The organism is Coprococcus sp. HCN-4056, from assembly GCF_037892645.1.
Classification (GTDB): domain Bacteria; phylum Bacillota; class Clostridia; order Lachnospirales; family Lachnospiraceae; genus Coprococcus; species Coprococcus ammoniilyticus.
The window spans coordinates 62,017-77,399 of sequence record NZ_JBBKBL010000006.1 but is presented as its reverse complement, the minus strand read 5'-3'; the positions used below and the strand labels follow the sequence as shown (position 1 = coordinate 77,399).

The window sequence follows — 15,383 nt, the reverse complement described above, 5'->3', positions numbered from 1 at the left end:
AGATGGATACGAAAGAAATTACAGTATCGGATCTGGCACAGGAACAGATCAAAAACGCAGAACGGTTATTTCCGTTGATCCGGAAAAAAACAGAAGAAAGAAAAGAGAAAAAAACAGTCATATCGGTATCCGGAGGTTCTGGTGTTGGTAAGACCGGAATGGCTTTCTTACTTCAAAATATGTTTGAAAAACAGGGGAAGAAATCACTTATTATAAGCGGGGACAATTATCCGCATCGGATTCCCATGTATAATGATGCAGAACGAATTGCGAGATTTCGTATGTCCGGGTTAAATGGACTTATAACTGAAAGGCTATATACAGATGAAATAAAAGAAAAATTATTAGAGCTTCAAAAAGCCGGAAGGGATGCAGAAGAACAAGAGGACATGCAGTGGTTATCCATATATCAGAAGTATGGAGACAAGGCTCTTACAGACTATCTGGGTACGGATCAGGAACTGGATTATGAAGCTATATCGAATCTTCTCATGCAGTTTCATGGAGGAACCTCACAACTGCTGCTACGTCATATGGGAAGAACCCCGGATGATATCTGGTATGATCGCAGGGATGTATCAGATACAGATATTCTGATCCTTGAATGGACACATGGAAACAGTGCATACCTGCAGGGGGTGGATGTATCTGTTGTATTGATCAGTACGCCGGAAGAAACACTTGAAAACCGAAAGAAGAGGAATCGTGACACTGCCATTGACAGTCCCTTTGTAGCCAGAGTATTAAGAATTGAGCAGAAGAAGATTAATGATGGATTGGATCGGGCAGATATCATTCAGGATATGCATGGCAGGATTTATACGGAATAGTAAGTGAACAGGAGGTTATAGAATATGAGGAAAACAGAGATAGAAGAAACAACTATGACAGATATAAATAAAATTGAAAATGGTCCAATGCTGAATCTGTATCCGGACAGTCTTGGCGGAGATCTGGAAGCTGTTGCGGATTTATTTGAAAGAGATGGATTTGCAGATGCATTTTCCTCAATGTATATACTACCGAGTATTTACCATTCTGATCTGGATCGTGGTTTTTCTGTAATCGACTATGATCTTGAGGAGACATTTCATTCTGAAAAGGCACTATTACGGTTGGGTAGACAGAATATAGATCTGAAGCTGGATTTTGTGTTAAACCATGCGTCTGTACAGTCGCCACAGTTTCAGGATCTGTTGGAGAATGGCAGTCGATCGGAGTATCGTGACTTTTTTATTAACTGGAATACATTCTGGGAAAACTGTGGAGAAATGACAGAAGACGGCTATATACAACCGGAACAGAAGTATCTGGATCCAATGTTCTTCCGCAAACCGGGATTACCTCTGTTGATGGTGGAAATGGCAGATGGCAGTCGGATTCCATACTGGAATACGTTTTATCAGGAGATTCGGGATACTGAGGATTATCATACCAGATATTTGGGACAAATGGATCTCAATATTAAATCAGAAAAGGTCTGGGACTTTTACCGTGAAACCATAAAAAAACTGGCAGGTTACGGAGCAAAGATAATCCGTCTGGATGCATTTGCATATGCCCCAAAAGCACCGGGACGCGCCAATTTCTTAAATGAACCGGAGACATGGGAATTCCTTGAACAGATCCATAAGCTTGCAAAACCATATGGAATCCGCCTTCTTCCGGAGATTCATGCCGGATATAAAGAGAAAAAGTATAAGATGATAGCAGAGAAGGGATATCTGACATATGACTTTTTCCTTCCGGGATTGATCCTGGATGCTCTTTACAGAGGCGATGGCTCTTACCTGGAGCAGTGGGCAAAGGAACAGATAAAAGAGAATATTCATACTGTGAATATGCTTGGATGCCATGATGGAATACCGGTATTGGATCTTGCCGGATTGTTACCGGACAACAGGATTGAAGATTTGATCCGGCTGCTTGTGGATCGTGGTGGTTTTGTAAAGGATCTTCACGGTAATAAAAAGATGTATTATCAGGTAAATACGACATATTATAATGCACTTGGCGAAAATGAACAGGCATTGTTATTAGCCAGAGCATTACAGATATTTATGCCCGGAAAACCTCAGGTCTGGTATCTGGATCTGTTTGCCGGATCTAATGATTATGAGGCAGTGAAGCGTGCGGGTGCAGGTGGACATAAAGAGATCAACCGGACAAATCTTTCACAAAAAGATATAGAGTCAGGACTTGAAAAGGAGGTCGTAAAAAAGCAGCTTGAAATGTTGAAATTCCGGAAAGAATTTCCGGCATTTGGATTTGATGCGGAAATGACAATCCGGACAAAGCCTGCAGCGCAGATCTCTGCTCAGGCAGAAAATGCTTTGCATTTTGCAGAAGTACCGGCGGATCAGATGTATAACCGTATTTATATCACCTGGAAAAAGGATGGTTATCTTGCCCGCCTGTCCGCAGACCTTAAAGCCCATACCTACCGGATTCAGGCTCTTGATCCATCCGGTAACCTGGTCTGGCAGTCGTAATGTGTAAATCCCCTCCGACAGATGGTTATACATATGGGGCTTTATCTGTATTTCCTATCTGGCAGTCAGCCATTTTTTACTATGACTTGCTATGATTTCTGTTTGCTGCATATGCCTGATTCGTAAATACTCCTGTGCCAACTCGCTCTTTGAGCTCGAACAGGCACCCGTATTTACTGGCAATATGCAGCTCACAACGAAATCTTCGCAAATGTCATAGTTAGAAAACGTCTGATGACCATATAAGAAATACAGGTAAAACGTTACGCATATAACCATCTGTCGGAGGGGATTCTCTAATTTCATAATATAAATAATGGATTCGAGTGCCAGCCTGCCGAGGCACCCGAATCCATTGTTTATGCAGACTTATTTCGCTGGAAAAAGCTTGCGGAAGATCAGACGGATAAATGGACCGCAGTAAAAAAGCTGCCAGAAGAAAGCTACCGGGAAGTTTAAGAAGGTGGTCTGGAGCCACACGGCTGCAAACTGACGACCGGCATGCTTGAATAAAATAGTGGCAACAAGACTCATGCAAGGACACATAATGCAGATGATCATGGTAGAAATTGCAAGCGTGATGATGATCGGGCGGTCATCCGGCTTCACGAAGCGGAATGCAAGAGCATGTGCAGCCTTATCTATAAACAGAAATTCAAGTAAAAAGGCAACCGGCCACATGATGATAAGCTCATGAAAGGCGGCTAAGAAAACGGAGTTTGACATTCCACCCGTGTTTAGGGAAATGTTGTAGCAGATCATGGCATAGACCATAAGAAAAGACATCATTGATGCGAAAACAATGTTTTGAAATAAAGTTTTTGGCATAAAATAAATCTCCTTTTTGATAAATAATCTGAATAAATGCAGAACCAAAACTGCAAATATCTTAAAAATAAGCACAAAAAAGACACATGTGTTGTTCGTTATCAAGTGATATGCTCATCCGTCGGCAAACGAGGTGAAATATCAGGAGCACACTTGTGTCGTTTCCAATTTTATACCAAAGCTTTTTCTTCAATTTTTACAACGTCGGTCATTATACTAAGCTTTTAGTAAAAATGCAAGTGAAAATTTCATATTCAAACTTATAAAATTTCATATGCAGGTATAAAGAATATCATAGGTGAAAACAGATAATTGTATACGCAATAATACATGGATTTGTTTGACTTAAAAATGGGTAGATGCTAGTATCATAGTTATGATCATTATGTGGGAGGCAGATGGATATGAACAGTGCACAGAAGATATGTATGATTGTCGGAGTGGGTTTTGCAGGAATAGGGCTTTTTATGACATTGATCTTTTTATTTGCATTTGGTAAGCCCGGGGCATTTATATTAATTCCATTAATGTTTGTGGTACTTGGATTATGTTTTATCGTGACGATCCTTGTTATGCTCCATAACAAGAAAATGATCCGTGTACATGGTGAAAAGTATACAGCGAAGATTTATGGTTATGTAAAAAATACATCTTATATGGTAAATGGCAGATTTCCTTTAAATGTAAAGGTGCATTATTTTGATAATTATGGTATCGAGCGGGAAGTAATCCTGCCGACTTCGATCAGTGGAGGAGCGGATTCCATGTTCCCGATCGGAATGACGATCGATATCTATGAATACAATGGTAAGTACAGTTATGATCCTGCTTCTGTCCGTGGAGAACGGCTCAGAAGAGAAGAAGAGCTGATGGACAACAAGCCGATCGATCCGGAACAGCTTCACCTGATCGCAGTCCGATGTTCGAACTGCGGTGCTTCTTATAAGGCAGCAACCGGATATGCCAGCCGCTGCCCTTATTGTGGTGGTTACCAGAATGTGTGATAAAGCACTGATGTTTGCCGGAACGTGTGATGAAGCTGTTGCCGGAATGGGATGATGCCGGCTGACTATTTAGCCGCGCCCGAGGATCGCATCCATATCCTGCTCAGGAGCCGTGATCGGCTGCAGGTTGTAGGTGTCAACCAGAAAACGGACAACGGTCTCTGTCATGAATGCCGGAAGGGTTGGGCCGAGATAGATGTTTTTGACACCGAGGGCAAGCAGGGTTAAAAGGATGCAGACAGCCTTCTGTTCATACCATGAAAGAACGAGAGTCAGAGGAAGCTCGTTGATATCACAGTTAAAAGCTTCTGCCAGTGCAAGGGCAACTTTGATCGCGCTGTAAGAATCATTACACTGCCCCATATCTAAGATCCTTGGAATTCCATCGATCTCACCCAGGTCGAGATCATTGAACCGGTATTTGCCACAGGCAAGTGTCAGAACGAGAGAATCCATAGGAGTCTGTTTTACAAATTCCGTATAATAATTTCTGCCCGGATGGGCACCGTCACAGCCGCCAACTAAGAAGATGTGTTTGATATCACCATTCTTGATGGCGGCTGTAAGTTTATCTGCATGGGAGAGGACTGCGCCATGTGCAAATCCTGTTGTCAGGATATGTCCGCCATTGATACCGCTCATGCTGTGATCGTGTTCATAGCCGCCCAGCTTTAGGGCATGCTTGATGATCGGAGTAAAATCCTTCTTGCCATCCTTTGTTCCCTCGATATGCACCATTCCTTCATAGCCGACAACAGAGGTAGTGTAGATGCGATCCTCATAGCTTGGGCGTGGGGGCATCAGGCAGTTGGTTGTAAAGAGGACGGGTGCAGGGATATTTTCAAATTCCGTCTGTTGGCTCTGCCAAGCAGTTCCGAAGTTACCGGCAAGATGCTTATAGGCAGCTAATTTTGGATAGCCGTGAGCCGGAAGCATTTCGCAATGTGTATAGACATTGACCCCGGTTCCTTCGGTCTGTTTTAAGAGCAGATCCAGATCACGGAGATCATGACCGGATACAACGATGAAAGGCCCCTTGCGGATATCGGTGTGAACCTTAGTCGGCGTTGGTGTGCCGAAGGATTCGGTATTTGCCTTATCGAGCAGTTCCATGCACTGATAGTTCACTTTTCCAAATTCCATAATAAGCTCGATCCATTCTTCTACCGAGTGTTCGCGGTTCACTTCACACAAGCCCTTATAGAACCAGGTTGTTACATTATCATTTTGATAGCCGAGATTCATTGCATGATGCGCATACGCAGCCATTCCCTTTAAGCCGAACAATAACGTGGAGCGGAGTGACACGATATCGTCCGTACCATCCCACAGGCTGATTACCGGGATATCATGTGGATCTTTCAATCCACAGGTCGGAGGATTGATATTTGCTGTTGATGAATTCATATTTGTATCTGAGAAGTTCATATTTGTAGTCGGGAAGTTCTTATATGCGATATCTGATATGCTACATATGTCTGTAGGCATACAGCGCATGATATCCTTCTGGTTTTTCTGCACTTCTTTGATGTAATCTTTGATTGCTTTATCATCAAAATTTACATTTGTAAGTGTCGTAAATAAGCCGTCGATCAGCAGGCGGTCAGCGGATTTTCGGGTGTTCAGGTATCGGGACAGAAGTTTGGGATCTGTCTCTTTTTTCTGTTGCAAGGATTTCTTTGTAAGCTCGGCTGCTTCGGCAAGTCGTATCAGTTCACAGATCAATTCGTCCTGCAGATTGGATGTCGAGGGCTGCTTACCGCAGACTCCGGTATTTACACAGGCTTTATTGCCAGCCGTCTGCTGGCACTGAAAACAAAACATATTTGACATGGGATAACCTCCTGATGGAATTTTACTGATGAGTGCGGAATCGCATATATACTGTGTTGGTAAGTCATGCTGTTCATGTATGAGCAATATATATAATAATTCTGCAATTATCTTTTTAAACATATTTAGTATCGTCGGATGTTTCCGGAATTATACAGGCAAAACCTTTCATTCAGTGTAAGTGTTATTTGAGGAAGATATCTGATAGTATAAATATTGTCAGATATGGTGGGTATGAAATTAAGAAATAAATTATGATACCCCCAGGAGCCGGGCAGCAGCGGGTATGAGAGAGCGAAGGAAACCATGATACCCCAAGAAGTCAGACAACAGCAATTAAGAAAGTACAAGGAGGCGGCAGCATGGATGCATTATTAGAGATAGAAGATCTGAAAAAATATTATGGAAAGGAACCAAACCAGACAAAGGCATTGAACGGAATCACATTTCAGGTGATGCCGGGCGAGTTTTTAGGAATTATGGGAAGCAGCGGTTCCGGTAAGTCAACGTTATTAAACTGTATCGCAACAGTGATCCAGCCGGACAGCGGCAAGATCCGGATGAAGGGTACAGAGATCCAGAGGTTGAAGGGCAAGAAGCTGGCAGGATACCGTGGCAAGGAGATCGGATACCTGTTCCAGAATTTTGAACTGCTGGATAATCTGACCGGACGTGAGAACATCATGGTTCCATTGTCGATTCATAACATATCGGAGGCAGAGGGCGGAAAACGTCTGGAGCAGTTAGCGGAATATCTGGAGATCACCGAGGTACTGGATAAGTTCCCATCGCAGATGTCAGGCGGACAGAAGCAGAGACTGGCAGCAGCTAGAGCGCTGATCCTGAATCCGGGTATCATTCTGGCAGATGAACCAACCGGAGCACTTGATTCCAGAAATGCCAAAGCCTTAATGGAGAAATTAGCCGGTCTGAACCGGGATGAGAAGGCAACTGTTTTGATGGTAACGCATGATTCCAATGCAGCAAGCTATTGCAAGCGTATCCTGTTCATTCAGGATGGCGTGATCTTCCATGAATTAAGACGGGATCTGCTCGCAGAGACACAGCAACAGTTCTATGAAAGAATCCTGCAGGTCATGGCACAGTTGGGAGGGGGCAGCGCAAATGTTCTTTAAACTGATCCGAAAAAACAGTAAACGAAACAGAAAAGAAAACGGTTTATTTTTCTCCTCGTTAGTAATATCCATCGTGGCATTCTATATTATCCTGTCACTTTCTTCACAGGATGTTATGGTATTCCTTAAGAAAATGGAGAGTGATGCGGTAGATCGTCTGTTCCAGATCATACCTGCATTTTTTGTAATGACACTGGTGATCTTATTCTTCCTGATCTACTATGCAAGCAAATTCCAACTGGAACGAAGAAGACACGAATTTGGCGTCTACCTGATGATGGGAATGAGGAGAAGCAAGCTATTCGGGATGCTTCTTGCAGAAGATATAGGAAGCAGTCTGGCAGCCCTTATAACAGGACTTCCGATTGCCATTTTATTATCTGAACTGATCAGTCTGATTACAGCCAAATGTGTAGGACTTGGGATCGTCGGACATCAGCTAACATTTTCCATTCAGGCAATCATAATCACTGCTGTTGGATTTCTGGTGATTAAGCTGGTTGCATTCCTGATCTTAAGCGGGAAGATCGCGGGACAGGAGATCGGTGCGTTGTTAGTTGATACACCGGAGGGAACAAAGAAGCAGTTCCCGGCTGGTGTCTATGCGGTAAGTTTCGTTCTCGGTATTATCTGTCTGGCTGTAGCATACAGCATGGCGATCGGAGGAATATCATGGACGACACTTCGTAAGATGTCTGAGACAATATTGATCGGTTTTGTCGGTATGTTGCTCTTATTCTATGGCATGCGGTTTTTTATCGACCGTCTGGCAAAACACAGCCATGGGGGAGCGGCCCTTCGGGTATTTAACTTCCGTCAGGTGCAGGAAAATGTCATAAGAAAATCCAGTACCTTATCGATCAGTTCTATTCTGATCCTTGCAGCTCTCTGCTGTTTTGGAGCAGGAATCGTGATCGCATTTTCTTATGGAAATGAAAAGGGAAATACCCATATCATGGATTATACATTTGAAAATTACGAAGAAGATCAGAAACAGGGTGTGGAAAATGTAAAAAAGCTTCTGACAGACAACGGACTGGAACAGGATTTCTCCGATCTGTTTGAGGTGCAGGTTGGTCATCTTATTCCGGGTGCAAATGATGATTATGATGTATTTGATCTGTCATCAGTCATGAACCGGGTAGAACAACTGCCGGATTCAGAGGATAAAGATATTCTGCTTAACAATCTGGAATATGAGTCATATCCATATCTGATCTCTTTGAGCGGATATAATCATGTACTCGAACTTGCAGGGAAAGAACCTCTTGCATTGTCAGACGATGAGGCGGCAGTATTTAAAAGTCTGGAATTTACATCGGATAGTATGAATCAGAATATAAATGATATTCTGGCAGACCGCCCGGAGGTGGCATATCTGGATCATAAGATGTATCTGACCGGTAAGATACAGAACACACCGCTTATTACCGACCGGGCAATTACATTATCCTTTGCCCTGATCGTGCCGGATGAAATATTTGACAAATATACATGGGACAGCACGATCTATCTGAATGGTGTGCTGGATCAGTCAAAGGTCAAGGGAGATAACCTGCTTCAGTCGGTCATGCAGATGAATGATAAACTTGCGCAGATCGATTTTGCAGCAAAAAATATTGAATATGAAAGTTATCTGAAAAATATGGGACGCCGGATGTTCTATATCGTAGCAGCAAGTTATATCACGATCTATCTGGCGATCATTTTCCTGATCATTGCAAATACCGTGATCGGGGTACAATTCCTGATGGGGCAGCAGAAATCCGGCCGCAGATATAAGACACTGATCCGGCTTGGAGCAACCTATGAACTGCTCTGCCGTTCCGCAAGAAAGCAGATCAACTGGTACTTTGGTATGCCGGTTGTCGTTGCAGGCATCAGCAGTATCTTTGGTGTGCGTGCCGTTCTTACATTGGTTTCCGGTATGATCTCAAATAGTATCGGGGATGCCATGCTGCTTGCTGCGGCTATGATTTTGTTGCTCTGTGTGGTAGAATGCATTTATATGGCATTTGTAAAACGGTCAAGCAACCGGTATCTTCTGACACTGATGGTACCGGAACGTGAGGAGTAGATATGAAGCATATAGCAGTGGTAGAGGATGAAGATATGATGCGGGAAGAACTGGAAGCTATATTGCAGAAGGTGGGCTATCAGACCAGCGGTATCACGGATTTTGAGAATGCGGCAGCAGCTATTCTTGCGGCATCCCCGGATCTGGTGCTGCTCGATCTGAATCTGCCTGGCATGGGTGGATTCCAGATCTGCCGGGAACTGAAGCAGAAAAGCTCCATACCGGTTCTGGTTCTGACGTCGAGGGATCAACTTCAGGATGAACTGCATGCCCTGGATCTGGGCGCAGATGAATTCCTGACGAAGCCGTGCAGAAAAGAACGTCTGCTCGCCAGAGTATCCAATGTGTTGAAACGGTACGAGGGAAGAAATAACCTTTTGGAAGGAAACGGATTTCTCCTTGACCGGCAGACCTATACTTTATATATTCATAACCAGTCTGTTATTCTGCCGCAGAATCAGGGAAAGATCCTTGAGATATTCTTAGAGCACGGATCGGATATCGTGACGAAAGAGGAACTCTGTATCGCCTTATGGGGGACAGCAGAATTCATCGATGAAAATGCCTTACAGGTGAATCTTACAAGACTGAAAAAGACAATGGCAAATCTTGATATGCCACAGCAGATCCTTCCTGTGCGTGGCGTCGGATATCGTTTTGTCGGACAGACAGCGGAGAGGTAAAAATGGAACATATATCCGTAAAGGAGATCGGACAGATCATAAAACAGAATAGATTTTGGCTGGGGATCATCGGACTGCTTGATCTGCTCAGTATCCTGCTGTTATGGCTGATCGATGCACAGGCGTTTCAGGTGATCGTAATATCGGTAATTCTGTTCAGTCTGCTGGTATTTGTAACGGCTGTTCTTTATCTGGCAAAGAAAGAGAGAAAACGAAAGAAAGCATTTGATGAATTCCTTGCAATGCCGGATTCCTACCATGAGGAACAACTGCTTCATGATGCGGAGAATCTGCAGGCGGAGATCAGAAGCTTCAGTCAGATATTACATGAGCAGATGGATCAATGCGCACAGACGAAGTTACAGCTAAATGATTATGAGGAATATGTGGAAGCATGGGCGCATGAGGTAAAGACGCCGCTTGCCCTGTTGACATTTATGCTGGACAATCACAGAGACGAGCTGTCAGAAGATGTGGTATGCAAGCTTGATCGGATCAACTGTCAGATGCAGAGATATATCGACCAGATGTTATATTATGCCCGCTTAAAGGGGGCGAGAAAAGATTACAGATTCGAGTCGGTCGATACGGAAACCTGTGTGAAGGAAGTTTTGGAAGATTTCACACCACTGTTAGAAGAACAGAAGATACAGGTTCAGCTTGATATAAAGGAGAACACATTATTTACCGATAAACGTGGCTTCGCATTTATGCTTGGACAGTTTATCAGCAATTCGATCAAATACAACAAAGGAGAGGGTAAAAAGCTCTGGATCTCCTGTATCAGAGAGCAAGAGAAGATCATTTTGTCTGTCCGGGATAATGGCGTGGGTATCAAAGCCTGCGATCTTCCGTATGTATTTGAGAAAGGCTTTACCGGAGATTCCGGGGACAGGCGGAAGAAAGCAACCGGGATGGGACTTTATCTTGCAAAAGAAATGGCACATGACCTGAATGTGGAACTGGATGTTTCCTCTGATGAAGCCACAGGCGGCTGTGAGATAAAAGTATATTTTCCGGTGGTAGAAGAATAAAAGTAAAGAAACCAAATGGGAATCCTGTAAGTTAGGATTCCCATTTGGTTTCTTTGCTTTTATTTAAGATAATGTTCATCTCCATTAAATCTTAAAATGTCCTGAATTGCCTGATTGGTCTGGTAGTAATCATGTAACAAAAGATCTAATCGTGTTTTCCCGCTATCCTCTAAGTGATAGTATATACGAATCATTCTTTTTCCCACTTGTTCCTTATGATCAGAGATATATCCTGCATCAATTAATTTGTATAATGCCGGGTATAATGAACCAATCGGAATATCAATGACGCCATTCGTTTCCTGTCTTATGATCTGTGTCAGCTCATATCCATAGTAATCCCGTAAGCTTAACAGATGTAAGACCATTAGTTCGACGGATCCACGTCGAAAGTTGCTTTTTCGATCCATTAGAACACCTCAATTTCAGGGCTTTAATATAACATATATCATTTATTTTGTAAATGTATAGAAAAACTAAAATAATGTTGACATACGCATTACGTGTTATTAATATATAGATAAAGCAAAATGGGACAACAAAAGGAAAGAGAGGTTTATATGAAAAAGAAACTTGTAGTTGTGATTCTTGTTATCATCTGTATCGCAGGCATTGTTTTTGCCGGTTTTTACAGAAGAAAGCATAAGGATGTAATGCAGGAGGAAACATCTTCACAGGAAAATTCAGAAAGTGTGGAAGCGGAAGAACAGAAACGTCAGCAGCAGATCCAGAAGGATGTTGCATCAGCAGAACAGAAACATATCTTTACCATGGAAGATGGCAAGCAGTCATTTGGTGGTTTTGGATTTGAAGTGAAGAAGTTGAAGCTGTATGACAGTCCGGCGGATTTTGAGGCCGGTGAAGATTATCGGAAAGATTATAGTGATCCTGATATTAAATTAGAGGACGAAAGTATGATCGTCTATGCAGAGATTGAAGTTACAAATGAAAGTGATTCAAAACAGGCATATTATCCAAATGAACTGATCGCGGCACCGGTTAATGCAGATGGATATTCCTATGATCCGGATCTGGGATTTGAGGATGGCGATCCGGATCCAATCAAAGGCAGTTTTTCGGAAGTATTTTATGCGAACCCGGCGGAACATCCTGTCGATGCGAAGAATCCGACAGCACCTAAACTTCAGCCGGGAGAATCTGCACTGGTGAAGGTAGGGATCCAATGCGTTAGTTATGGAGAAGATGGGTCAGTTAAGCCATCTGAGTTATTTGATCCGTGTACCTGGTATCTGGGAATTCCGGGAGCAGATATAACAATGGGAGCAGCATTTAATGTGAACAAGGATACAAAGCATATTTTTATCAGGATTGATTCATAGCGTTATGAAAGGAAAAAGAACGAAGTGGATAAAAAGAAGAAAATAGCAGGTATAGCATTGGCAATTGCTGTGTTTTTAATAATTGGAGCCCGGATCTGTTATGTAACTGCACATGCCAGACTGCCGGAACAGAATGTGATCGCACAGGGAGATAGTCTGACATACAGAGGATTAACTTATCAGATCAAAGGCGCTGTTCTATGGAATTATGAGGATTATTTCAAAGAACATCCGGAATATCAGAGTTATCAGGAATCGTGGCTTACAGGAGAAAATACGAAGTTATTGATGGTGGCATATACAGTGAAGAAGCTTCAGGATCAGAATGTGTTGGAAACGATGCCTTCAATTCAGTATTTCCATGTATTTAATCAATTTGATCCATTCTTTTTCAGTGATCTGAATCCGGCATTATCGGATGGAACATTTGTATCGGGAGATACCCTTTATATTCCTTATGAAATATATAAGGAAGTCTTAACAAAAGAACAATGGGAGCAGGTGGAGAACAATCAGGTGGTATATGAGATGGTTCTCGGAACATATCCGGTGAAAAACAGATTACAGATCACAGATATAGAAATGGAGGGAGAACAGTGAGACAGGTTGTAAGCTTGGAATTAAAGAAAGCGTTCCGGACAAAAGGATTTTATATTGCGCTGGTGGTTGGATTGTTGATCAGTCTGTACCATACAGTGTGGATTTACAGATATGCTTATGCTCCGAATAATGCTGAATATGAAGAGGTTGCGGAAGCCGGGGAAATGGATAAGGAATATGGATACTGGTATGAGATTGGTGTTCTGGATGGATGGTTAGGAACAGAGCTGCAGTCACCCTGCAATCAGCTATTCTATCTGTTGCTGCCATTTCTGGCAGTGCTTCCATATGGAAGCCAGTTGTTTTCCGAATGGAACAATGGGTATGCCGGTCAGATGATCATACGATGTGGACGACGCAGGTATCTGACAGCCAGAGGGATAGCTGCATTTGTAAGTGGAGGATGTGTGATAGCAATACCATTGCTTGTTAATTTTCTGTCGATTGCTTGTTTTATGCCGATTATTGTAACAGACCCAATGGCATTGCAGTCGGTTGTACCGGGACGGGCACTTCTGGGGGATCTTGTGTATGAAGCACCGGCGTTGTATGCAGCATGGTATATTTTTATAGATTTTATCTATGGCGGTTTATTTGCACTGATGGCGCTGGCGATCACACAGTTTTGCAACAACGGGTTTGTATTGACGATCCTGCCACTGATGTTTAACTGCTGTATGTATTATGGAGTTCATAATCTGATCCCGGATATAAATGCATATAATATCAGTCTGATCCCAAATCCCGCACAACAAGGCATGAAGCTTACCTGGCATTCTCTGTTCTTATCAATGTCAGGAACGTTTCTGATCCTTATAGTGCTGTTTGCTGCAAGTAACTATAAAAAAGATGTATTAAGAACTGGAGCAATGGAATGAAAATAGAAATTACAAATTTAAAAAAGGTGATTAAGGGAGCTACCGTGCTGGATGATATTAATTATACATTCACCGGTGGCAGGATCTACGGTTTATGCGGAAAGAATGGATGTGGCAAGACCATGTTGATGCGTTTAATGGCAGGCCTGATCTATCCAAGTTTCGGAACTATACGGATCAAAGATAAGATACTTGGTAAAGATATTTCATTTCCGGAAAGTGTTGGTATGTTGATTGAGAATCCATCATTTCTAAATGATTATACAGGAAAACAGAATCTGGAGATGCTGGCTGGTCTTCAGAAAAATGTCGATAAGGCAGAAGTACGCCGGGTTCTGGAACAGGTGGGACTGGATCCGGATGATAAGAAAAAATTTTACAAGTATTCACTTGGTATGCGGCAGCGCCTTGGAATCGCGGCAGCGATCATGGGAAGTCCGGAACTGATCCTGTTAGATGAACCGATCAATGCGATCGATGCAGATGGAGTGCAGGAGATCCGTGCAATTATTCGTGGGCTTTCGGCTGAAAACCGTATCATTATCGTTGCCTGTCATGATAAATCTGAAATGGATTATCTGGCGGATGAGAAAATCTATATGTCAGAGGGAAGGATTATAAAGGAGACGGAGAATGATCGTTAAGTTTTTTCAACATGATATCCGGCAGGGGCTGGTAAAATATATTGGACGATATATTCTGGCTGTGCTGATTGGTGCGATCGCCTGTGGGATGGTCGATCAGGCCGGCGAGTACTTCTGGCAGTGGTATGGACAGAACCTGTCAATATGGGAATATGGGTTGAATCTATTTCAGGGACAAAGCCCTTTTTCGTTTACAGGAGATAGTTCATTTGGAGTTCCAATGACGTGGTTTATGCTGTATCTGTGTCTGCTGTTCTGTGTTGGAGATTATATCCGGCAGGATATGCATGGATTTGGTATGTATATGATGGTTAAGAGCAGGAAGCGTTCAATCTGGTGGTGCTCGAAATGTGCTTGGTGTATTTGTGTGAATCTGCTGTATTTTACATGTGCATGGCTTGGAACACTTGCGTATGCGTGGGCACGGTACGGAGAGATATCATTCAGGGATCATATAACATTGGCTAACATGATATATGGAACAGATTTTATAGGAGTTGGGGCATCAGATATGCTTGTGAATCTGCTTGTTTTGCCATTAATGGTTGGCATCATACAGTCTCTTCTTCAGATGATACTTACAGTACAGTACAGCAGTTCGGCAGGTATGGTTGTTGTATTTATGATGTTGGTCGTAAGCAGTTATTATGGTAGTCGTTATCTTCCGCATGGATATGCTATGATCACCCGTTTTTTCAGTAGTGATGGAGCGGATGCGCTGTCTGTCCGGTTTGGATTATTATATCTGACCATTTGGATCATTGCTTTGTGGGTGATCGGCTATATCATTGTCCGGAAAAAAGATGTATTTGGCAGGGAATAAAGAAAGCGGTT

General features: G+C 42.8%; 15 protein-coding genes. 12 read left to right on the top strand and 3 right to left on the bottom strand.

The window, feature by feature from the left end; translation table 11 throughout:
- Positions 1-2 precede the first annotated feature (2 nt).
- Both WKT03_RS10470 and WKT03_RS10465 read left to right on the top strand, forming a co-directional pair.
- Positions 3-830 carry a zeta toxin family protein gene (locus WKT03_RS10470; protein WP_186847383.1) on the top strand — a complete coding sequence of 276 codons (828 nt, stop codon included), beginning with the start codon at positions 3-5 and terminating at the stop codon, positions 828-830.
- A gap of 24 nt (positions 831-854) precedes the next feature.
- A complete protein-coding gene (locus WKT03_RS10465; RefSeq protein ID WP_340391885.1) occupies positions 855-2,492 on the top strand; it encodes an alpha-amylase family glycosyl hydrolase in 1,638 nt (545 codons plus the stop codon).
- A 369-nt stretch (positions 2,493-2,861) separates the two neighbouring features.
- Here the strand turns inward: WKT03_RS10465 and WKT03_RS10460 are convergent, their stop codons facing one another.
- Positions 2,862-3,320 (bottom strand): DUF2798 domain-containing protein, encoded by a 459-nt coding sequence (locus WKT03_RS10460; RefSeq protein WP_340391884.1) that lies wholly within the window; start codon positions 3,318-3,320, stop codon positions 2,862-2,864.
- Positions 3,321-3,724: 404 nt separating this feature from the next.
- On the opposite strand from WKT03_RS10460, the gene WKT03_RS10455 reads away from it, so the two are divergent.
- Positions 3,725-4,324, top strand: a complete 600-nt coding sequence (locus WKT03_RS10455) for a zinc-ribbon domain-containing protein (RefSeq protein WP_021943325.1) — start codon at positions 3,725-3,727, stop codon at positions 4,322-4,324.
- A 69-nt stretch (positions 4,325-4,393) separates the two neighbouring features.
- On the opposite strand, the gene hcp is transcribed toward WKT03_RS10455, so the two are convergent.
- Positions 4,394-6,148, bottom strand: coding sequence for a hydroxylamine reductase (gene hcp, locus WKT03_RS10450; RefSeq protein ID WP_117785632.1), 1,755 nt, complete (start codon positions 6,146-6,148; stop codon positions 4,394-4,396).
- Positions 6,149-6,519: 371 nt separating this feature from the next.
- Between hcp and WKT03_RS10445 the strand changes: the two genes are divergently transcribed.
- From WKT03_RS10445 to WKT03_RS10430, 4 genes are read left to right on the top strand one after another with little or no spacing between them, the layout of a single operon-like run.
- Positions 6,520-7,293, top strand: a complete 774-nt coding sequence (locus WKT03_RS10445) for an ABC transporter ATP-binding protein (RefSeq protein ID WP_008399808.1) — start codon at positions 6,520-6,522, stop codon at positions 7,291-7,293.
- The gene (locus tag WKT03_RS10440) at positions 7,283-9,370 is read left to right on the top strand and encodes an ABC transporter permease (protein ID WP_340391883.1); all 2,088 of its coding nucleotides are present in this window, start codon (positions 7,283-7,285) and stop codon (positions 9,368-9,370) included. Before WKT03_RS10445 ends, WKT03_RS10440 begins: the two co-directional genes overlap by 11 nt.
- Before the next feature lie 2 nt (positions 9,371-9,372).
- The gene (locus WKT03_RS10435) at positions 9,373-10,053 is read left to right on the top strand and encodes a response regulator transcription factor (RefSeq protein WP_340391882.1); all 681 of its coding nucleotides are present in this window, start codon (positions 9,373-9,375) and stop codon (positions 10,051-10,053) included.
- A gap of 2 nt (positions 10,054-10,055) precedes the next feature.
- Positions 10,056-11,087, top strand: a complete 1,032-nt coding sequence (locus WKT03_RS10430; protein WP_117785603.1) for a sensor histidine kinase — start codon at positions 10,056-10,058, stop codon at positions 11,085-11,087.
- A gap of 59 nt (positions 11,088-11,146) precedes the next feature.
- Here the strand turns inward: WKT03_RS10430 and WKT03_RS10425 are convergent, their stop codons facing one another.
- On the bottom strand, positions 11,147-11,497 hold the full coding sequence (locus tag WKT03_RS10425; protein ID WP_118674774.1) for a PadR family transcriptional regulator: 351 nt from the start codon (positions 11,495-11,497) through the stop codon (positions 11,147-11,149).
- Positions 11,498-11,647: 150 nt separating this feature from the next.
- On the opposite strand from WKT03_RS10425, the gene WKT03_RS10420 reads away from it, so the two are divergent.
- Genes WKT03_RS10420 through WKT03_RS10400 form a run of 5 tightly spaced genes read left to right on the top strand, consistent with a single transcriptional unit; the run spans position 11,648 to position 15,372 of the window.
- The gene (locus WKT03_RS10420) at positions 11,648-12,427 is read left to right on the top strand and encodes a hypothetical protein (protein ID WP_118674772.1); all 780 of its coding nucleotides are present in this window, start codon (positions 11,648-11,650) and stop codon (positions 12,425-12,427) included.
- A 24-nt stretch (positions 12,428-12,451) separates the two neighbouring features.
- A complete protein-coding gene (locus WKT03_RS10415) occupies positions 12,452-13,027 on the top strand; it encodes a hypothetical protein (RefSeq protein WP_262530068.1) in 576 nt (191 codons plus the stop codon).
- The gene (locus WKT03_RS10410; RefSeq protein WP_118674768.1) at positions 13,024-13,905 is read left to right on the top strand and encodes a hypothetical protein; all 882 of its coding nucleotides are present in this window, start codon (positions 13,024-13,026) and stop codon (positions 13,903-13,905) included. The genes WKT03_RS10415 and WKT03_RS10410 overlap by 4 nt, the downstream gene beginning before the upstream one ends.
- Positions 13,902-14,549, top strand: a complete 648-nt coding sequence (locus WKT03_RS10405; RefSeq protein WP_118674766.1) for an ATP-binding cassette domain-containing protein — start codon at positions 13,902-13,904, stop codon at positions 14,547-14,549. Before WKT03_RS10410 ends, WKT03_RS10405 begins: the two co-directional genes overlap by 4 nt.
- Positions 14,539-15,372, top strand: a complete 834-nt coding sequence (locus WKT03_RS10400) for a hypothetical protein (RefSeq protein WP_340391872.1) — start codon at positions 14,539-14,541, stop codon at positions 15,370-15,372. The genes WKT03_RS10405 and WKT03_RS10400 overlap by 11 nt, the downstream gene beginning before the upstream one ends.
- Positions 15,373-15,383 lie beyond the last annotated feature (11 nt).